Consider the following 20,379-nt stretch of genomic DNA (forward strand, 5'->3'; position numbering starts at 1 on the left):
GCCATTATGCATCACTAATGCAGCAATATTTACCGGAATCGCTTCGCCCTTTCCCGAATCCGGATCAGCGCAGCGACTCTTGTTGCAGCCAGTCGCAAAAATGTTTGATCAAGGGCACATCGGCTTGATGGCGCGCCACGATCCACCAATAACTCCTGGCGCGAATCACCGGTGCGGCTAGCGGGGTTACCAGACGGCCGCTGGCCAGTTCATCGGTAATCAGCGGCAACGGTCCCAGTACAACGCCAAGCCCGTCAATGGCTGCCTGCAAGGCCAGGTAGAAATGGTCGAACGATTGTTTTTTCTTGCACAAGGCCGGCGCCACATCGGCTGCCGCCAGCCATTTCGGCCAGGCGTCCGGACGCGTATCCGAGTGCAGCAAGGTGTGCGCAGCGAGATCGCTGGCAACCCGGATAGGCGCACGTGCCAGCAGTGCCGGGCTGCAAACCGGCAACTCGCTTTCTTCCAGGAATTCACCGCTCACGCAATTCGGCCAATGCCCCGGACCGCGTCGAATCGCGACGTCGAACAGTTCCCCGGCTTCGCCCAAAGGCTGGAGCGAGGTCGAGGTCGACAATTTCAATTCGACCCCCGGATACAGACGCTGGAAGCCGCTCAGACGCGGCAACAGCCAGCGCATGGCGAAGGTCGACAAAGCGTTGATGTGCAACACCCGCACCGTGCCGGATTCGCGCAGTAGCTTGGTGGCTGCCGCGATATTGTCGAAAGCCGCTTGCACCGTGAGCAGATAGCGCCGGCCATCGTCGGTCAATTGCACGCGCTTGCCGAGACGGTGGAACACTTGCATGCCGAGCCAGGCTTCCAGCGCTGCCACCTGGCGGCTGACTGCACCGTGCGTCACATGCAATTCTTCGGCAGCGGCCGAAAAATTTTCAAAACGCGCCGCGACTTCAAATGCGCGCAACGCTTGCAAAGGAGGGAGTTTACGAGACATGCTTGTGATTATAAATCACAACATTGGAGTAAAAAAGTCGATTTGTATGGTCTCCGGATTTCTGTAACATGCGTCTATCGAATCAATATTCATCGACTTTTCCGAAGCAATGCCAGATTCATCGGAAACAGCCAAGAAATTGCCCAAACGCGCGACCTTGTGACAAATCCTGGGAGATAGCATGGATACAACTACAGATTTTTGGGATGCCAAGCAATATATGCATTTTAGCAAGGAACGTTTGCGCCCGGCCCTCGATTTGCTGGCTTACGTCCCCGAACAGGAACCGCAACGGGTGGTCGATCTCGGTTGCGGCACCGGCAACGTGTCGGCCTTGTTGAAGGCGCGCTGGCCAGCCGCCGACGTGCTTGGCGTCGACAGCTCGGAAAACATGTTGGCGACCGCAGCCGTAGCCGTGCCGGAATGCCGCTTTGAGCTTGCCGACCTTGCGCATTGGCAGCCCGACGGCTTGCTGGATGTGATTTATTCCAATGCGGCGCTGCAATGGCTGCCCGACCACCCCACCCTGCTACCGCGGCTGCTTTCCTTCTTGCGCCGCGGCGCCTGGCTGGCGCTGCAGATGCCGGCCATGCACGATGCTCCCTTGCGGCAGATGCAGGCCGAATTAGCCAGGTCGCCATCGTTTGCGCCCTACCTGCGGGGCGTGCCGCAACATCCGTCGATCCTGAGCGCTGAAAACTATTACGACCTGCTGTGTTCGCGCAGCAGCAAGCTGGATATCTGGGAAACCACCTATCTGCATACCTTGTGCGGCGCGGACGCCGTCGTTGAATGGGCTGCCGGCACCAGCTTGCGGCCTTATCTGGATGCGTTGCCAGAGGATAAACGGCCAGCCTTCCGCACTGCCTACGCAGAAGCAATGCGTGAGGCATATCCGCAACGCGAGAATGGCGTCACACTATTGCCGTTCAAAAGATTGTTTATCGTTGCCAATGTTTAAGCTATGACTACAGAATCCACCGCCGCCGAAAATAGTGCGAGCGAAGCGCCGTCCACCCGTGAATTGTTCATCGGCTTCCTGACCTTGGGAATGATCGGCTTCGGCGGCGTGCTGCCGCTGGCGCGCCGCATGATCGTTGAGCAGCGCCGCTGGCTGAACTCCGCGCAATTCACCGACATGCTTGGCCTGTGCCAGTGCCTGCCGGGCGGCAACATCATTAATCTATCGGTGGCGATAGGCTTGCATTTCCGCGGCATAGCCGGCGCCCTGGCCTCGCTGCTGGGGTTGATTGCAGCGCCATCGGCCGTTGTGATCGCACTCGGCGTGATCTACCAGCGCTTCCAGGACAATCTCTCGGTGCAACACATGTTTGCAGGCCTCGCCGCGGCAGCTTCCGGCCTGCTGATCGCGATGGCCTTGAAAATCCTGCTGCCGATCTTGAAAAAACCACTGCCGCTGCTGATCGCATGCCTGTTCTTTGTCTCGATCGGCTTGCTGCGCCTGCCTTTGCTGCCAACCATGCTGGTGCTGGCGCCGCTCAGCGTGATCGCTATCTGGAAGTTGCCGTCATGACGGATACCCTGCTTGCTCTTGCCGCGATTTTCAGCCAATTGTCCTTGCTGGCGTTTGGCGGCGGCAATACCATCTTGCCGGAAATGCAACGCCAGGTAGTCGATATCCAGCACTGGATGTCGCCGCAAGAGTTCAGCGCCATGTTCGCCCTGGCACAGGCCGCGCCGGGGCCGAACATGATGGTGGTGACGCTGGTCGGCTGGCATGTTGCGGGCTGGCCCGGCGTCCTGGTCACCAGCCTGGCGAAATTCGGCCCCTCATCGATACTTACCGGCGTAGTCCTGCATCTGTGGCAACGCTTCAAGGACAAACCCTGGCGCGCCACGGTACAAGTTGGGATGGTGCCGATGACGGTGGGCCTGGTGGGCGCCAGCGCCGCCTTGATCACAGAAGCGTCGACCCATACCTGGGGCCTGGCGCTCATCGCCGCGGCTTGCGCACTGATGGCCTACAAAAGCAAAGCGCATCCGCTATGGATACTGGCAGCCGGCGCATTGCTGGGCTTGAGCGGGATAGGTCAGGTATAGTCATGCTTACACTATTTTCCCGGCCGCCGTTTCTGAAGTCCGTACTCCAGCCCATACTCAAACCCCTATGCATATTTCCGGCATCCACCATGTAGCCATTATTGCCTCGGACTACCAGCGTTCCAGGCGTTTTTACACTGAATTGCTGGGCCTGACCATTGTTGCGGAAACCTATAGGGAACAGCGCGACTCCTACAAACTCGACCTGCGCACCCCGGATGGCGTGCAGATAGAGCTGTTCTCCTTCCCGTCGCCGCCGCCGCGCGTGAGCCGGCCGGAAGCCTGCGGCTTGCGCCACCTGGCGTTTTGCGTGCCCGACCTGGCTGCTGCCGTACAGGAATTGCGCGATCAAGGCATCGCCGTGGAAGACATCCGGATCGACGAGTTCACCGGCAAGCGCTTCACCTTTTTCGCCGATCCCGATGCCTTGCCGCTGGAACTGTATGAGCAATAAGCGCCACAGCAGCCATTTTGACAAGCACGCCGTTCTGGCCCTAAGCCCGCCCACCTGTTAGACTTCCCTCCCTTTTAAGCTGGCGACGACATCATCGTGAAAACATCCTCATTCTCCAATCTCCCGCTGGCGCCGGCACTACTGAGCAACCTGGATAGCCTTGGTTATCACGAGATGACCCCGATCCAGGCGCAGAGCCTGCCGGTCATCCTCGAACGGCGCGACCTGATTGCCCAAGCCAAGACCGGCAGCGGCAAGACTGCCGCCTTCGGCATCGGCATCCTGCATAAACTCAACCCGAGCTATTTCGCGATTCAGGCGCTGGTGCTGTGCCCTACGCGCGAACTGGCGGACCAGGTCGCCAAAGAACTGCGGCGGCTGGCGCGCTTTGCCGACAACGTCAAGATCCTGACCCTGTGCGGCGGCACGCCTATGGGGCCGCAAATCGGCTCGCTGGAGCATGGCGCCCATATCATCGTCGGCACGCCGGGGCGTATCCGCGACCACATCGGCCGCGGCAGCATCAACCTCGGCACGGTCCAGACGCTGGTGCTGGACGAAGCCGACCGCATGGTCGACATGGGCTTTTACGAAGAAATCTCAGGCATCGTCAGCGCCTGCCCGGCGCGGCGTCAGACCTTGCTGTTTTCCGCCACCTATCCGGATGACATTCGCAAGGCCAGCGCTGAATTCCTGCGCGATGCTGTCGAGGTCAAAGTCGAGGCGCAGCACGATACCGGCCGCATCGAACAACGCTTTTACGAAGTCTCTTACGAAGGCCGCAACGCCGCTGTCGCGCAGCTGTTGAACCACTACAAACCGGTGTCGACCATCGCCTTTTGCAATACCAAGATACATTGCCGTGAACTGGCCGACGAACTGCGTGCACAGGGTTTCAGCGCGCTGGCGCTGTATGGCGAACTGGAACAACGCGAACGTGACGAGATTCTGGTACTTTTCGCCAACCAAAGCTGCTCGGTGCTGGTAGCCACCGACGTTGCCGCACGCGGCCTCGACATCCAGACCCTGGGTGCGGTCATCAATGTCGACGTTTCCAAGGATACCGAAGTCCACATCCATCGCATCGGCCGCACCGGCCGCGGCCAGGAACGCGGGCTGGCGCTGAGTTTGTGCGCACCGAATGAAAAGAAATGGGTCAAGCTGATCGAGGACTACCAGCAAGGGCCGGTCAGCTGGTTCGACCTGGCTGAGCTGGAACCGGCCGCCGGCGAACCGTTGACAGCCCCCATGGTGACGCTATGCATCATGGGCGGCAAAAAAGACAAGCTGCGCCCGGGCGATTTGCTGGGCGCATTGACCGGCGATGTCGGCTTGCTCAAGGAACAGGTCGGCAAGATCAGCGTCTTTGAATTCGTCACCTACGTGGCATTGGATAAGCGCATCGCCAAGCAGGCATTTGGCCGGCTTAGCAGCAGCAATATCAAGGGCAAGACTTTCAAGATGCGGTTTATTTAAAGCCTGCGCTTCACGGGTCTGCGGATATGCTTAGCTGGCAAGAACAAGCGATGCAGTCCGTGTTGAGCGCGCAATCCGCGCCCGGCCTTTTTGATACCTTGTCCGAAGCCGCCAGGCAGCCGGGCTTAAGCCGGACTGCCAGCGGCGCCGGTAACGCCAGCCGCACGCAAGCGCGCAACATCGCGCGCCGGCGGCGAGCCGAACATGCGGTTGTACTCGCGGCTGAATTGCGAAGGGCTTTCGTACCCGACCAGATGCCCTGCCGTGGCGGCGTCGCCGACCTGCGCAAACAACAGCCGGCGCGCCTCCTGCAGTCTGAGTTGTTTCTGGTATTGCAAGGGCGTCATCGCCGTCACCGCCTTGAAATGATGATGCAGCGAGGATGAACTCATGTTCGCTTCGCGCGCCAGATTTTCTATCCGCAGCGGCAGCCGGTAATCGCGCTTGATCAAGTCGATCGCTTTGACCACGTGCTGCGCCTGGCTGTCGGACATGGCGATCTGCTGCAACATGCCGCCCTGTTCGTCCTGCAGCAGCCGATACAGGATTTCCCGTATCGCTAGCGGCGCCAGCACCGCTATATCTTGCGGAGTCGCCAGCAACTGCATCAGGCGCAGCACCGCATCCAGCAGACTGGAATTGGCCTTGCTGACAAACATGCCGCGCGCCGGCAGATCAGATTTTTTTACGTGTCCCTCGCCCGCCATGATCAGGTCGCCGATCTCCTTCGGATCAAGATCCAGCCGCAGGCTCAGGTAAGGCTGCTCCGGCGTCGCTTGCGTCACATGCCCCGTCACCGGCAAGTCAACCGAGACCACCAGATATTGGGCGGGATTATAAACATAGACTTCATCGGCCAGCATCGCTTGCTTCTGCCCCTGGGCAATGATGCACAAGGCCGGCTTGTGCAAGGCATGGGTAGGCGCCGACGGTTGCGACAACCGTGCCAGGTAGAGTGAAGCAATCGCCGTCTGGTGTACGCCTTCGGTGGCGTATTGCGCAATCAGGCGCGCCAGCTCAATTTGCTGCAGCGATACCGCTTTCTCGGCGGCTGCCTCTTGTATTGATCCTGAATTATTCATTTTCAGCCTTTCACAGCGTTTGATCGAGTCTACTATTTTTCGATCCGACGCGGCGCGGCCCGGCTGCAAATTTGGAGGATTGTGCAAGAAGTCGGGACTAAACGACTATCTCCGGCCAGCCAGCTAGCAGTGCTCCTGGCCTGTTCCCGCGTCAGGGCGTCAAGTGCGCCCAACGGTTCATCCAGCAGCAGGAAGCGCGGATCTGCCGCCAATGCACGCGCCAGGCTGACGCGCTGGCGCATACCGACGGACAATTCCCAAATGGCGCCATCGGTATAATCCTGAAGTACAAAGAGATGGTAAAATATCCTTATTTAACTAAAAGATATTTAACTATCTTTTCAAAAAAAGATACTATACTATTCTTAAATTCATAAAAGATAGTTTATTAATTTCATGAAAACCTTAAGCGAACTCTCCGCCATCCTCCGCCAAGCCAAAGACCGATTGGCGCTGCCGGTCATTACCATGACCCGCAACAGCGGATTGACGGCGGTAACGATACGCGGCGTTCTTGCCGGAAAAAACGATCCTCGTCTCAGCACCTTGATGACGATTGCCGATCAATTGGGATTGGAAGTGATGCTGTTGCCTAAAGCCATGGCTTCCTCGATTGCGGCACAGCCGCCTGCTGAAGAAGAAGTACAAAGCCTGGTGGCGGCAGCGCTGGCACAGAAAAGGAAAGATCGATGAACCTGAGTGCGCTGGATATTTTTGTGGCGGAGCGCCAGGCCGGCATTCTGTTCCAGTATGGCGACATGGTGCGTTTCCAGGTCGACCCCGCCTATGCCCAGGATCCGCAGCGGCCGACCTTGTCGCTATCGATGCGCGCCGCCACACCGCAACAGGATATGGCTTTGCTGCTGAATCCGCTGGCGCCGATTTTCAATTCGCCCGGCCAGATGCGGCTGCCCGCCTTCTTCCAGAACCTGCTGCCGGAAGGCGTGTTGCGCAAGCAAATTGCGCTCGAGCGTCAATGCGCGGAAGACAATCATTTCGAACTGCTTGCTGCCTGCGGCCGCGACTTGCCGGGCGCAGTCAAAGCTATTCCGACCAAATTGACGCGATCCATGATGACGCGCCTGGTGACGCAAGACCAGGAAGCCATTGAAGAAAGCGTGATGGCGGCGCCGCTGGTGGACGGCGTCTCGATTTCCGGCATGCAGCCGAAGCTGGCCCTGATCCAGGAAGGCGGCAGATATGTCAGCCGCACCCGTCATAAAGACGCCCATATCATCGGCAAGCTGCCAACCGCGCAATACGACCATCTGCCGGAAGTCGAGCATCTGTCGTTGCAACTGGCCCAGGCTGCCGGCGTTACCGTCTGCAACGCCAGCTTGCAGCCGCTGGCGGCGATCATGGCCGAGCATCCATATGCAGCAGGAGAAAACCTGCAGTTCCTGGCCGTGCAAAGATTCGACCGGGACCAGCCGGGCCGGCTGCACGTGGAAGATTTTTGCCAGATACTAGGTCTCGATCCCGACAAGAAATATACCGGCGCCACCTACGCCGACATGGCGCTGGTGATGCAGGCTGTGCCGGGACTGGGTGTAGCGGCATGCCATGAGCTGTTACGCCGCATCACCGTCAACGAGCTGATAGGCAATTACGACGCCCATTTGAAAAATTTCGGCATCCGCTATCTGGCCGACGGCCGGATTGAATTCTCGCCGGCCTACGATGTGGTGGCATATAGCGTGTACCTGAACGGCAGCGGCCACGCTCTCAAATTTGCCGATGGGCAGGTCAAAAGGTCTTTCCTTTCGCCGCAAACCCTGCGCGCTTTCGCCAATCGCAGCGGCATGCTGGAACCGCCGCTGCGTCAGGTGATTGCCGAAGTCTGCAAGAAAGCCTTGTCGGCATGGCCGGCGCTGATTGCCGCGAGCCAGTTGCTGCCGCATCAGAAAACCAGGCTGACCGAATACTTCATGGGACGCGACGTCATCGCCGGCTTGCGCAAGCGACAGGCCAGACATGCAACAAAAACTTGAAACCTGGCTTAGACTCCGACAAATTTGCTGGCTTCGGAAAAAGTTGCCGAAATCCGCTAATATCAACCCTCCCCTCGCCCCAGGATCAAAGGATAAGTAATGCCCGCAACCGCAGCTCAAGCACAACCAGGAATTCTCGACACACTCGCGCCGCTCGGCCGTTCACTCACATTTAGCCTTGGCAGCCGCAGTAACGCTCACAATCTGCAAGCAGCCCTGACCCGGCTGCGCGACATGTTCGCGGCGGACTGGGGCGTCGTCGGTTTTGGTGCACCCTTGGTCCACGCTTTGGACCAGCATGTCGCTGGCCTGCGTCCGTTCCCGGCGCTTGAGGGACAGGGCTGCGCCGCACCGTCGACCCAGCAAGCCATGTGGATTTTATTGCGCGGCAGCGAGCGCAGCAGCTTGTTCGAGCGTACCGCGCAGCTGGTCGAACTATTGGGCGATGCGCTGGTGCTGGAAGACGCGCTGGACACCTTCCGTTATCGCGACTACCGCGACCTGACCGGTTATGAAGATGGCACCGAAAACCCCAAGGATGCGGCCGCTATCGCCGCTGCGCTGGTGGCAGAAGGCATAGGACGTCAAGGTTCAAGCTTTGTCGCGGTACAACGCTGGATCCACGATCTGACACGTTTCCGCGGATTCCCGGCAGCGCAGCGCGACGCCAGCATCGGCCGCCGGATTGCCGACAACGAGGAAATCGAGGACGCTCCCGAATCGGCCCACGTCAAACGCGCGGCTCAGGAAAGTTTTACGCCCGAAGCTTACATGGTGCGTCACTCCATGCCGTGGGATAACGGCCTGCAACAAGGCACGGAATTCATCGCTTACGGCGAATCCAGCGACCGCTTCGAAAACGTCCTGCGCCGCATGCTGGGCCACGAAGACAATATCGTCGACGCCCTGTTCAGCTTTTCACGGCCGGTCACCGGCGGTTATTACTGGTGCCCGCCGCTGCGGGACGGCCACCTTGATCTAAGCAACATCGGCGTCTGAGCCGTCCTCCTCCAGGTGCCATTCCACGTGACCACCATCGAGCTTTCGGTAGCCGCCGCGCGCGCCCTGCAGCTGGCGGCGCAAGGCTTGCTCAATCCGGTGCGCAAGAAAGCCGTCAAGCAAGACGTGCTGGCCGCCATCCGGCAAATGGCGGTGCTGCAAATCGACACCATCCATGTGGTGGCGCGCAGCCCCTACCTGGTGTTGTGGAGCCGGCTCGGCAGCTATCCGCAGCACTGGCTGGATGAATTGCTGGAGGAACGCCAGCTGTTCGAGTACTGGGCTCACGAAGCCAGTTTCCTGCCGATCGAAGATTACGGCTTGTACCGGCACCGCATGATCGATCCCGGCTCGATGGGCTGGAAATATTCCGCCAAATGGATGGATGAGCATCGCGCCACCATAGAGCTGCTGCTGCAGCATATCCGCCAGCACGGCCCGGTGCGCTCGGCGGATTTCAAGCGTACCGACGGTAAAAGCGGCGGCTGGTGGGAATGGAAACCGGAAAAACGTTCGCTGGAAGTATTGTTTACCGCCGGCCGCCTGATGATCGCCAAGCGTCATCATTTTCATCGCATCTACGATCTCGCCGAGCGCATCTTGCCGGACTGGGACGATGCCCGTATGCCGTCCACCGCGGATACTCAGCGCACCTTGCTGCTCAAGGCGGTGCAAGCACTGGGAGTGGCGAAATCCAGCTGGATCGGCGATTACTTCCGCACCGCCAAGAGCCGCCCCAAACCCGATCCCGAAACCCTGGTGGACGACGGCAGCCTGCTCAAGGCAACGGTCGAAGGTTGGCAACAGCCTGTATATATTCATCCGGCCCACCGCGGACTGGCGCTGGCAGCCGCCGCCGGCTTGTTGAAACCGACCGCCACCAGCCTGCTCTCCCCCTTCGATCCGCTGGTATGGGACCGCAAGCGCGCACTGGAGTTATTCGATTTCGATTACCGGCTCGAGTGCTATACGCCGCAAGCCAAGCGCAGCTACGGCTATTTCACGCTGCCTATCCTGCATCGGGGCGCACTGGTAGGAAGATTGGATGCCAAAGCACACCGCAGCGCAGGCGTGTTTCAAGTGAAGGCGCTGTATCTGGAACCGGGGACACGCACCAGCCAAAGACTCCTGACTGAACTGGCAGCAACTTTGCAGCGCTTTGCTGCATGGCATGAGACACCGCGCGTAGTGATAGATCAATGCACGCCGCGCGCTTTTCGAAGCATGTTGAAAGCGGCGCTGGCTTGAATTGTCTAACTTAAATGCCTAACTGGCTTTGAGCAGGATTTTTCTGGCGCCGGCGCCAAAGGCGCGCGGACGCCCGATACCGTATCCCTGGGCAAAATCCACGCCAATCTCGGTCAGCGTAGCGATAATCCGTTCGTTGACGGCAAATTCGGCAATAGTCTGTTTCCCCATCACGTGCCCAATTTTGTTGATCGCCTCGACCATCGCATAGTCAGTCGGGCTATCCAACATGTCTTTCACAAAACCGCCGTCAATCTTGATGAAATCGACCGGCAAATTCTTCAGGTAGGCAAACGAAGACATGCCGACGCCGAAATCGTCAAGCGCAAAACGGTAACCGGCGCTCCTTAACTCCTGGATAAAGTGTGCTGCCTTGGCAAAATTCGCGATAGCGCTGGTCTCGGTAATTTCAAAACAGATGATTTGCGGTGCAATGTCGTACTTTACGTGCTGTTCCTGCACAAATTTGAGAAAATTGTTATCGCCGATGCTGGCGCCGGACAAATTGATGGCGCAACTCTGGATTTCCTGGCCCTGGCCGTGCTGATGCATTTCCGCCAGCGAGGCAAATACCGTAGAGACGACCCAGCGATCGATAGCCGGCATCAGGTTGTAGCGTTCTGCAGCAGGAATGAACACCATCGGCAGCACCAGATTGTCGTCCTTGTCCAGCATGCGCAGCAGGATTTCAAAATGCGAGCCGTGCTTGGAAGGCTTGCCCAAGGCGGCAATTTCTTGTGAGAACAGGCAAAATCTATCTGTGACAAGCGCTTCATTGATACGGGTTATCCATTCCATCTCGCCATGCCGTATCGACAGCTCGCTGTCATCCAGGCGGTACTCATGCACCCGGTTGCGGCCCTTTTCCTTAGCCAGGTAACAGGCGGCGTCGACCGCGCTCATGATCTGGCCCAGCGTATGCATTTCTCCCGCCAGATTAATCAGGCCGATACTGACCCCGATGGTGAACGGCCTGCTGCTCCAGACGAACTGAAAATCGGCGACCGTCTGCCGCAGACCTTCCGCAATCCGCAGCGCATATTCGGCCGGGCAGTTTTCCAGCAATACGCCGAATTCATCGCCGCCCAGGCGCGCGATGGTGTCGGTATCTCGCAAACGCTGTTTCAGCAATACGCTTATTTGCCGGATCAGTTCATCGCCGGCGGCATGACCGCAGGTGTCGTTGACTACCTTGAACTGGTCCAGATCGAGATACAGCACTGCGTGATGGCGTTGCTGATCGCGCGAAGTAATCATCGCCACCGTCAGGCGGCGCTCGAATTCGCGGCGATTGATGAGCCCGGTCAATTCGTCGTGACTAGCCTGATACGACAGCCGGGCTGCGTATTCGCGCTCCTTGCTGACGTCATGCAAAACCAGCACTGTGCCGATGGTTTCGCCACTCAGATTGCGTATAGGTTCGGCCGACAGATTGACCGCCACCTCGCTGCCGTCGCTACAGACCAGCAGCAGATTGGTTTCACGGTCGATCGGATCGCCGCTGTCGAGTATCCGATGGAGCAGATCGGGAATCCGGCTGCCAGAGGCCTCGCCCACTACGTTCAGGATTTTTGCCAAGGGTAGCCCGCGCGCCGACGCCAGCGTCCATCGGGTCAAGATTTCCGCAGTCGGGTTCAGATATTCGACCAGGCCGTCGGTGCCGAGGGTAATGACGGCCTCGCCTATCGACTCCAGAGTGACCTGGGCGCGCTCCTTGGCCGCATACAGCTGCTCTTCGGATCGTTTGCGGGCGGTGATATCGGTAAACGAACCTGCCATGCGCACCGGCTGGCCAGAGGCATCGCTGGTGGATTGCGCACATGATCGCACCCAGCGCAAATCGCCCGACTTGGTGACGATCCGGAACTCGATGTCACACGGTGAATTGTCGTACAGATGGGCATTCAGTTTTTCCCGTACCGAAGCCAGATCCGATGGATAAATACAGCTAAGGAATTGTACCGGAGTCGGTTCGCCATCCTCCAGCGTGTACCCCAGCAATTCCGTCAGGCGTGGCGAATAGTAGATGTTGTCGGCCTTGATATCCCAGTCCCACAAACCATCGTTACTGCCGAGCATCGCCAGATGCAGGCGCTCCTGGCTGATCCTCAGCGCCTCTTCGAAAGCGTCGCTCTTGGTCAGAATGTAGCGTGCAATCCAGCTACCGAAAATCGTCAGTCCGATGGCAATCGTCAATACCGCAAACAGCAGCAAGCGCTGGACCTGCCGCGAAGACTCTCCCAGGCTGGCCGAAAAACGCAGCTCCAAAGGCGTGAGGCGGGCGTCTATGGTGCTGATACGGGCAATACTGTCCGTCAGCGTCGACGGCTCCGGCTTGCCGGCAGCGATCACGGCATGCAAACGGCCAGCTTCCACGTTCAGCTCTTCAATCAGATCGTTGCCTATTTGCCAAATTTTTAGCGGCTCTTCCAGCAGACTGAAATTCTTGAAGTTGCGATACAGGCTAATGACGCCGTCGATATCACCGGAATGATTGCCGCCGTCCAGAAAACCCTGGCGCACCACATGCAGATCCGGCACGGGTTTGTCCAGCTCATCTCTGGCGCGGCGATCGCCCATGGGCACCGCCAGCGCCTGCAGCGCCTTCCGGTAGTCAGCCTCGGCTTGCGTAAGCGCATATTGATTCAGATGGAATACGGCCTCTTTTTGCGCCTTCGACCACAAGCTCTCGCCGCCGACCAGTGCCCGCACCGAAGACAGGATACTCATGCTGAATCCCAGCACCCCTACCATCAAGAGCACAATCGCCAGGAAAGGCAAAGTCACCTTGATCCAGCGCACGCCGCCATCCATGGTCCAAAATCTCTTCAATCGCTGCCTCACATAATCTCGCTGATGAACTTGCACAATCAGAAAGCCATAGCGACATTGCAGAAAATTGCGAAAAAACGACACTACTTGAATCCAGGCTAGTGCCCATCATACGACTAACATTTTCTAAATAGCAAGTTCGCTGACGAGGATTAATATAATCCCTTGTTTAAGTCTCTGGGAACACCTGGAAACGACAGCGGGCAATGCCCGCCTTGAGGCGAAAGCCGCCATCCATATCGATATCGTGTATCGGTAAAAATCGGTAAAAATTGTCTGAACGTTACCTAACTTACCTGCATCTGCCGTGCTACCATCGCTGGTTCGCCATCTTCCCGTTGATCCTTTTTCACTTGCCTCATCCATGACCCAGTCTTTGCACCTCGATAGCGCGGCCGCCAGCAGTTTTCCTACTCACCCCGACATTTTGCACGGGACGGCCCAGCCTGAGTTGATACGCGATGAGGTGCTGGCAGATCTGCTCGAGGCTAGCGCCGCGCGCGTACCGGATCAGATCGCCTTGATTTTTGGCGAGCGCCAGCTGAGTTATCAAGAACTCAGCCAGCGTGCCGACCAAGTGGCTTCACGCCTGATCGCCGCCGGCGTGGGGCCAGGCCAGATCGTCGGCTTGTGGCTGCCGCGCGGCATCGACCTGCTGATCATGCAAGCCGGCATCGCCAAGACCGGCGCCGCCTGGCTGCCGCTGGATGCGGATACGCCGGTGGAACGCATCGCCGTCTGCCTGGAAGATGCGCAAGCGCCTGGGATTGTCAGTTGCCAGCAATTCGCCGCACGCCTGGAACCGGGTCAGCTCGGATGCCAGATCTGGACCGCCGAGCAGTTGCTGGCGCCAGCCGAGGCACCGCTGCTACGCCGCCAAAACGCGCAGCGCAGCGATCCGGCGTATGTCATCTATACCTCGGGCTCGACCGGCAAGCCGAAAGGCATCGCCATCACCCAAGGCGCAATCTGCCATTTCCTGCGCAGCGAAAACGCCGTGTTGGGAATCACAGGCAGCGATCGCGTCTATCAAGGTTTTTCGGTAGCGTTCGACATGTCGTTCGAAGAAATCTGGATCAGTTACCTGGCCGGCGCCACGCTCTGGATCGCCCCCAAGGAACTGGCCTCCGATCCCGAAGCCTTGCCGCTGGCGCTTGCCGCAAACGGCGTCACCGTATTGCATGCGGTGCCGACCCTGCTGGCGCTGTTCAATCAGGATGTGCCGAGCTTGCGCATCATCAATCTCGGCGGCGAAATGTGTCCGGAAGCACTGGTCGCGCGCTGGGCAAAACCTGCATCCGGCCGCCGTATATTCAATACCTACGGCCCCACCGAAGCAACGGTATCGGCCAGCCTGGCCGAATTGCGCGCCAATGAAGCGGTAACCATCGGCCGGCCGTTGCCCAATTACGGCTTGCTGGTGATTCATCCCGCCGTAGAACATGGCCTGGTCCTGCTGCCGCGCGGTGAAGTGGGCGAATTGTGCATCACCGGCCCCGGCGTTGCCGAAGGTTATCTGGGACGCCCCGAGTTGAGCGCCGAGAAATTCCTGGCAAATCCGTGGTCGAGCGGCGGCCATGACCGCCGCCTGTACCGTACCGGCGACCTGGCGCGGATCGAGGCCGACGGCCGGGTCCAATGCCTGGGCCGCACCGACGACCAAGTGAAGATACGCGGCTTTCGCGTGGAGCTGGGTGAAATCGAAGAGGTGCTGGCGCGGCAGCCGGGCGTTGGCACGGTGGCGGTAGTGTTGCGCCAGGAAGACGGCATTGACCAGCTGATTGCATTCATCGTAGCGGAAAGTGGATCTGAAGTTGCACCGGCGGTGCTGCGCACCGCCTTGTCCGAACGCCTGCCGCCCTATATGGTGCCGGGTTTCTTTGAAACTATGCAGGAGATGCCGCGCCTGACTTCCGGCAAAATCGACCGTAAGGCGCTGAAAGCGAGGCCTTTGGCCGCGATTAGCGCCGGCAACGCCGGCCTTGATTCGGACACGCCGGAAACGCCGGCCGAAATAGCGCTATTTGGGGCGCTGAATAAACTGTTCCCGGGTCAGCCTATCCTGCGCAGCGCCGATTTTTTCAACGATCTCGGCGGTCATTCGCTGTTCGCGGCCAAACTCGCCTCCGCACTGCGCGCCAATCCCGATTTCGCCCATGTGACAGTGCGCGACATTTACATGAATCGCACCGTCGGCCGCATCGCTCAGGTGCTGGCAATCGCGCCGGTCGCCGGTATCGCGGTCGACACCAGCTGGACCGCACCGTCGGATCTGAAACGTTGGGTGTGCGGCGCCGCGCAAGCAGCCGCCGTGCCGTGGCTGGTGGCGATGCGCATGATGCAATGGCTGGCGCCGTTTTTTACTTACCACTTCTTCACCGGCGATCCGGGCGACTCCATCGCCCTGGCGATCGTAGTGTCGGTGGGCGTGTTCTTGCTGGCCACCTTGTTTGAATTCGCGATTGCGATCGCCGCAAAATGGCTGATTGCAGGACGCCTGAAAGCTGGCCGCTACCCGCTCTGGGGCCTCACCTATTACCGCTGGTGGCTGGCCGACCGCCTGATCGAGGCAGCGCCGGCCTACCTGCTGAGCGGTTCGACCCTGTATAGCTGGTGGTTAAGAGCGCTCGGTGCGCGTATCGGCTCGGAAGTCGTGATCGGCTCCATGACTTTGCGCGCGCACGATCTGCTCACCATAGAGGATGGCGTGAGCATCGGCAATGCCGTCAATTTTGAAAATGCCCGCGTCGAACATGGCGAACTGTGGCTAGGGCCGATCACCTTGCAGCGTGAAAGCTGCATCGGTTCCTATGTCGTCATGGAAGGCAACACGGATGTCGGCGCCTTCGGCCATGTAGAGGGCCAGAGCGCCATCAGCGACGGCCAGACGGTGCCGGCCGGCCGCATCTGGACCGGCTCGCCGGCGCGCGACGCGGGTGCTTTCGACCATGCCGCCAAGCCGCCGAGGCCGCCGGTTACGCACAGGCGCCAGCTGGGCGAGTCGATATTTTTCCTGTTCGGCGCCTTCCTGATCACCACCCTGTTCTTCATGCCGGTGTTCCCCAGCTTCATGCTGATCGACTGGCTCGACGATACCGATCGCTTTCCTTGGCTGCAAAGCAACGGTAATGTGGCGTTCCAGCTGTCCAAATATTTCGTCATGGCTTTCCCGGCGACAGCCGTGCTGATCGTATGCACAGCTTTGCTCTCGGCCGGGATCCGCTGGAGCCTGCTGCCGCGCATGCGGGCCGGCAGCTGGCCGGTGCGCAGCAATATCTATTGCAGCAAATGGCTGGTCAACCAGATCCAGGAATCCAGCCTGAGCGTGCTGCACGGCGTGTACGCAACCGTCTACGCGCCGATCTGGTACCGCCTGCTGGGCGCGAAAGTGGGCCGCCATGCAGAGATCTCGACCGCGCTCGGCGTAGTGCCTGACATGCTGACCCTGGGTGACGATACCTTCATCGCCGACGCCGTCCTGCTGGGCGACGAACAAATCGACGGCGGCTGGATGACCATGCAGCCGACCGTCATCTCGCGCCGCAGTTTTGTCGGCAACGGCGCCTACGTGCCTGACGGCAGCATCCTGCCGGAAAACGTGCTGATCGGCGTCCATTCCCGCACCCCGGACAACCACCGCATGCAGCCAGGCGACACCTGGCTCGGCTCGCCGCCGATCAACCTGCCGGCACGCGAACAAACCAGCGGCTTCCCCGAACATTTGACGTTCCGGCCATCGCGCCGGCGCCGCCTGGGCCGTTCATTAGTGGAAGGTTTCCGTATCGTGTCGCCGCATGCGATCGTGATCGCGGTCGGCTACACCGTGGTGCTGAACCTGATGCCGCTGGCTGGCGCCGGCCAGTGGGGTGAAGTGATCTCCCTGCTCACCTCCGCCGGACTGCTGTACGGCATCGGCACCTTCATCTTTATCGCCGCCCTGAAATGGCTGCTGATCGGACGCTACAAGAAGTGCAGCGTCCCGATGTGGACGCCTTTCGTCTGGCTCTCGGAAGGCGTTACCAATCTGTATGAAGGGATTGCGATACCGAATTTCATGAACTACCTGCGCGGCACGCCGTGGCTGCCGCTGGCCCTGAATCTGCTGGGCTGCCATATCGGCCGCGGCGTTTACCTGAACACCACCGACATCACCGAGTTCGATTGCGTCACCATCGGCGATTACAGCGAACTGAACGCCCAGGCTTGCCCGCAGACCCATCTGTTCGAAGACCGGGTCATGAAGATCGACCACGTCAACATCGGCAGCCGGGTCTATATGGGCCCGCGCAGCTTTGTACTGTACGGCGCGGTGGTCAACGACAACGCCAAGCTGGGCGCGCTGACGCTGGTCATGAAAGGCGAATCGATTCCGCCGGCGACCAACTGGCGCGGCTGCCCGGCTGCGCCGGCAAAGAACTGTTAATCCGCAGGTTCCTGGTTCGAGTCAAGGTCGGGGAGCCAAAATATATAAGGGGCTGTAAGCAATTGCAGTCCCTTTTCTTTTGTCCGAAAACATCGTTATATTTGCCAAGGCAAATATCCTTCGCGATTATCAGCACTACTATCCCGCATTCCCGACTCAAAACATCCGTGCATCGACACTTCGATTTGCGGACCGATATGCGCGCGGCGCATTTCCATGTCGCAAATTTTTCTGATTGTCTGCCTCTGAATACATGCCAACTCTCACCGAGCCCACTGATCTGCACCCGCATTGGTCGCAATTAGACTCGAACCAATTTATCGCGTCGGACATATGTGCCTTTGCATCGGTATCGTAGGGAGCAATACCCCTCCACTACCCTCGAAAAACCAACAGGCGGGAAAGATATGGCGGTGCAATATGGAAGAGAGTGCGAACTTCCGCTTCCGACCCAAACCCGACCGTCGACCAAAAAAGTGTGTAGGTCAGGTTTGTACGGGCAAGCGGACATAGCCGTTTCAGACGCCACCGACAGTTCAACCCTCGAAGCCTCAACTCTGAATCGCCCGCAAAAAAATTGGACGCATCGAAATCGGATGTCCGCACCGCCCGTACCGACTATCTCTCGGCCACCCGCTACGGCCAATCAACGTGCTCCAAACCGGCCATTCAAAGTAAGCAACGACCTTTAGTTGAGGTCCATTTATCATCGTCCATGCTTCGAGTCGGGTATCGAAAGGACCATAGTTGAGTGCCAATCGGGGTGATCACTAAGCGAAAATTCAACCGAATAGCCATTACACCGCCACGGAATATCACAACTTTACACCGTTAATTTCGTTTCACCTCGTATTGCAGGCATACGACGCCCGACGGAAAAATTTTACTATTCACCAGCATGAGTGCGGTTTTGTCTTTGATATTTTTGAACAAGGGAATACCTTGCCCCAGCAGTATTGGATTGACGAATAGCCAGTACTCGTCGATGAGGTTTTCCGCCATCAGCGCGTGAGTGGCGGAGGGGCTGCCAAACATCAAGATCTCGCTGCCCGAGCTGTGTTTGAGCTTGTTGATTTCATCGCTCAAATTGCTACTGATGATTTGCGTATTAACGTGACTTTTTTCCGACAAAGTTTTCGACAACACCACTTTGCGTGCGGATTTATACCAGCGTGAATGTTCATGGTCATGCGGGCTGGCGTCAGGCTTATCGGCAGCGGTTGGCCAGTACGACTCCATCATCTCGAAGGTGGTACGCCCGTATAAAGCTGTGTCGGTCTGCTGAATCCGCTGCTCCACGTATTCAAACAAATCGGTGCTTATACTTATCCAGCCGAGGCCCGCCGGGCCCTTCGCAGTGGAAGCAACAAAACCATCCAGTGACACATGTACAAACGAAACGATTTTTCTCATGATTTTCTCCGTGTTCAAGTTTTGATTACATAGCCGGCAAGCCGCGCCAGAGTTTGGTTGCCGCCTTCAATCGCACCAATTCTTTCTACCGCCATATTGCGTGCCTGCGCAGTAGGAAAAAACAGACGGATCGTCACTTTGGTTTGTCCGCCCACTGCCTCGAACGTCCACATCGCCTCAAACATGGCCTTCGGGTCGCCCTTGTATGTGCCGCCGGTGCAAAACTCGATGTGGTGAGGTTTGTCGATCGCGGTATAGACGCTGCGGCTGGGATAATCTCGTCCATCCGGCCCGTGCATGACATGGTGCCACTCGCCTCCCACGCGAAAATCCAGTTTCTCCAGCGTGTTAGTAAACCCATTCGGGCCCCACCAATGCACGACATGTTCAGGTTTGGTCATCGCCTCCCATACCAATTCGCGCGGCGCGTCTATCAAACGCGACATGATGATTTCGCGGTCGCTGGTATCAGCATTGTTCGCCGCGTTATTTTTTCTTTCCTGCACTTTTCGTCTCCACAGATTGAAGGTTTTTAAGATACACATCCAGACGATCGAGACTCTGCTCCCAGTGCTGGCGATATTGGCCGATAAAATCGGCAGCCTCGTGCAACGGTGCGGCATTGAGCTGGCAGGGGCGCCATTGCGCCTGGCGACCTTGTGTGATCAGTCTGGCCTGCTGCAACACCTTGAGGTGCTTCGTTACGGCTGACGGGCTTATCGAAAACGGCTTGGCAAGCTCGGTAACCGATGTCTCGCCCAGTGCTAGTCGCGCAAGAATGGCGCGACGCGTTGGATCAGCGAGCGCGGCGAAGGTGATGCTGAGCGAATCAGTATTCATATTTATTACACCAATTAGTTAATTAACCTATTGGTGTAATATTGGCGATTTTAAAATCGGTGTCAATGAAAATTCGCCGATTGGCTGCTTCACATGCGTTGGACCAACCATGGGGAAATCACCGATGGCCACATAGAGGGTTGAACCGCCGATGGCGGAAGTAGCGGCTACGTCGGCTTATCTAGCAAAGCGGCCGTTGGCGAGGGGATTTATTTTAAGTGTGAAGGACTGCTCATGGCCGAACTACGCCATTAGCGAAGAACAGAGTTGTAGTGGTCTAATTTGCCCGGACACCTCGATAGGTGGACAATCCACCATCCGAGGAGATTTGCATGACAAGGCAACGCCGCACTTTCGATCACAGCTTCAAGCTTGAGGTCGTCAAAATGATCAAAGAACAGGGACTCAGTGTTCAGCACGTATGCGAGAGCATGAGCATTGGCCCGACCGCCGTGCGTCGCTGGGTAGAGCAGTACGATGCCGAGCAATCCGGCCAGCCAGGCATTGGCAAACCGCTGACGCCCGAGCAACAACGAATCAGGCAGTTGGAGCAGGAGAACCGCCAACTGCGAGGAGATGTAGAAATCTTAAAAAAGGCCTCGGCC

At 58.2% G+C, this 20,379-nt stretch carries 17 protein-coding genes and 1 pseudogene; 11 read left to right on the top strand and 7 right to left on the bottom strand.

The genetic code is table 11. The features are described from left to right. Positions 1-64: 64 nt before the first annotated feature. The gene (locus BLV81_RS03110; protein ID WP_092352282.1) at positions 65-955 is read right to left on the bottom strand and encodes a transcriptional regulator GcvA; all 891 of its coding nucleotides are present in this window, start codon (positions 953-955) and stop codon (positions 65-67) included. Positions 956-1,136: 181 nt separating this feature from the next. On the opposite strand from BLV81_RS03110, the gene BLV81_RS03115 reads away from it, so the two are divergent. The 5 genes from BLV81_RS03115 to dbpA all read left to right on the top strand — a co-directional run bounded on the left by BLV81_RS03115 (position 1,137) and on the right by dbpA (position 4,946). After that, positions 1,137-1,916 (top strand): methyltransferase domain-containing protein, encoded by a 780-nt coding sequence (locus BLV81_RS03115; protein ID WP_092352284.1) that lies wholly within the window; start codon positions 1,137-1,139, stop codon positions 1,914-1,916. A 3-nt stretch (positions 1,917-1,919) separates the two neighbouring features. Continuing rightward, positions 1,920-2,489: a chromate transporter gene (locus tag BLV81_RS03120; RefSeq protein WP_092352286.1), complete on the top strand. Its 570-nt coding sequence runs from the start codon at positions 1,920-1,922 to the stop codon at positions 2,487-2,489. Next, on the top strand, positions 2,486-3,016 hold the full coding sequence (locus tag BLV81_RS03125) for a chromate transporter (RefSeq protein WP_092352288.1): 531 nt from the start codon (positions 2,486-2,488) through the stop codon (positions 3,014-3,016). The genes BLV81_RS03120 and BLV81_RS03125 overlap by 4 nt, the downstream gene beginning before the upstream one ends. A gap of 67 nt (positions 3,017-3,083) precedes the next feature. Further along, positions 3,084-3,470 (top strand): SMU1112c/YaeR family gloxylase I-like metalloprotein, encoded by a 387-nt coding sequence (locus BLV81_RS03130; protein ID WP_092352290.1) that lies wholly within the window; start codon positions 3,084-3,086, stop codon positions 3,468-3,470. Between the two features lie 96 nt (positions 3,471-3,566). Continuing rightward, positions 3,567-4,946: an ATP-dependent RNA helicase DbpA gene (dbpA, locus tag BLV81_RS03135; RefSeq protein WP_092352292.1), complete on the top strand. Its 1,380-nt coding sequence runs from the start codon at positions 3,567-3,569 to the stop codon at positions 4,944-4,946. A gap of 125 nt (positions 4,947-5,071) precedes the next feature. Here dbpA and BLV81_RS03140 read toward each other — a convergent pair whose 3' ends face one another. Together BLV81_RS03140 and BLV81_RS24145 are read right to left on the bottom strand one after the other, a co-directional pair. Beyond that, positions 5,072-6,028, bottom strand: coding sequence for an AraC family transcriptional regulator (locus tag BLV81_RS03140; RefSeq protein ID WP_092352294.1), 957 nt, complete (start codon positions 6,026-6,028; stop codon positions 5,072-5,074). A 139-nt stretch (positions 6,029-6,167) separates the two neighbouring features. Beyond that, a pseudogene (locus BLV81_RS24145) lies at positions 6,168-6,315 on the bottom strand (ATP-binding cassette domain-containing protein); the annotation flags it as partial. Between the two features lie 109 nt (positions 6,316-6,424). On the opposite strand from BLV81_RS24145, the gene BLV81_RS03150 reads away from it, so the two are divergent. The 4 genes from BLV81_RS03150 (at position 6,425) to BLV81_RS03165 (ending at position 10,266) form a co-directional block, all read left to right on the top strand. Next, a complete protein-coding gene (locus BLV81_RS03150; RefSeq protein WP_092352296.1) occupies positions 6,425-6,721 on the top strand; it encodes a helix-turn-helix domain-containing protein in 297 nt (98 codons plus the stop codon). Continuing rightward, on the top strand, positions 6,718-8,019 hold the full coding sequence (locus BLV81_RS03155; RefSeq protein ID WP_092352298.1) for a type II toxin-antitoxin system HipA family toxin: 1,302 nt from the start codon (positions 6,718-6,720) through the stop codon (positions 8,017-8,019). The genes BLV81_RS03150 and BLV81_RS03155 overlap by 4 nt, the downstream gene beginning before the upstream one ends. A gap of 99 nt (positions 8,020-8,118) precedes the next feature. Then, positions 8,119-9,018: a Dyp-type peroxidase gene (locus tag BLV81_RS03160; protein ID WP_092352300.1), complete on the top strand. Its 900-nt coding sequence runs from the start codon at positions 8,119-8,121 to the stop codon at positions 9,016-9,018. A gap of 27 nt (positions 9,019-9,045) precedes the next feature. Beyond that, on the top strand, positions 9,046-10,266 hold the full coding sequence (locus BLV81_RS03165; RefSeq protein WP_092352302.1) for a winged helix-turn-helix domain-containing protein: 1,221 nt from the start codon (positions 9,046-9,048) through the stop codon (positions 10,264-10,266). An 18-nt stretch (positions 10,267-10,284) separates the two neighbouring features. On the opposite strand, the gene BLV81_RS03170 is transcribed toward BLV81_RS03165, so the two are convergent. Beyond that, on the bottom strand, positions 10,285-13,098 hold the full coding sequence (locus tag BLV81_RS03170) for an EAL domain-containing protein (protein WP_143036257.1): 2,814 nt from the start codon (positions 13,096-13,098) through the stop codon (positions 10,285-10,287). 364 nt (positions 13,099-13,462) lie between these two features. On the opposite strand from BLV81_RS03170, the gene BLV81_RS03175 reads away from it, so the two are divergent. Continuing rightward, the gene (locus BLV81_RS03175) at positions 13,463-17,521 is read left to right on the top strand and encodes a Pls/PosA family non-ribosomal peptide synthetase (protein ID WP_092352306.1); all 4,059 of its coding nucleotides are present in this window, start codon (positions 13,463-13,465) and stop codon (positions 17,519-17,521) included. 831 nt (positions 17,522-18,352) lie between these two features. Here the strand turns inward: BLV81_RS03175 and BLV81_RS03180 are convergent. From BLV81_RS03180 to BLV81_RS03190, 3 genes are read right to left on the bottom strand one after another with little or no spacing between them, the layout of a single operon-like run. Next, the gene (locus tag BLV81_RS03180) at positions 18,353-18,934 is read right to left on the bottom strand and encodes a dihydrofolate reductase family protein (protein WP_092352308.1); all 582 of its coding nucleotides are present in this window, start codon (positions 18,932-18,934) and stop codon (positions 18,353-18,355) included. A gap of 14 nt (positions 18,935-18,948) precedes the next feature. Then, the gene (locus tag BLV81_RS03185; RefSeq protein WP_218134239.1) at positions 18,949-19,440 is read right to left on the bottom strand and encodes an SRPBCC family protein; all 492 of its coding nucleotides are present in this window, start codon (positions 19,438-19,440) and stop codon (positions 18,949-18,951) included. Then, positions 19,421-19,774, bottom strand: coding sequence for an ArsR/SmtB family transcription factor (locus tag BLV81_RS03190; protein ID WP_092352312.1), 354 nt, complete (start codon positions 19,772-19,774; stop codon positions 19,421-19,423). The genes BLV81_RS03185 and BLV81_RS03190 overlap by 20 nt, the downstream gene beginning before the upstream one ends. A 332-nt stretch (positions 19,775-20,106) precedes the next feature. Here BLV81_RS03190 and BLV81_RS03195 point away from each other — a divergent pair. After that, positions 20,107-20,379, top strand: a 273-nt coding sequence (locus tag BLV81_RS03195) for a transposase (RefSeq protein WP_143036258.1), incomplete at its 3' end; no start/stop codon positions are given.

The organism is Collimonas sp. OK242 (genome assembly GCF_900107095.1).
Lineage (GTDB): Bacteria > Pseudomonadota > Gammaproteobacteria > Burkholderiales > Burkholderiaceae_D > Collimonas.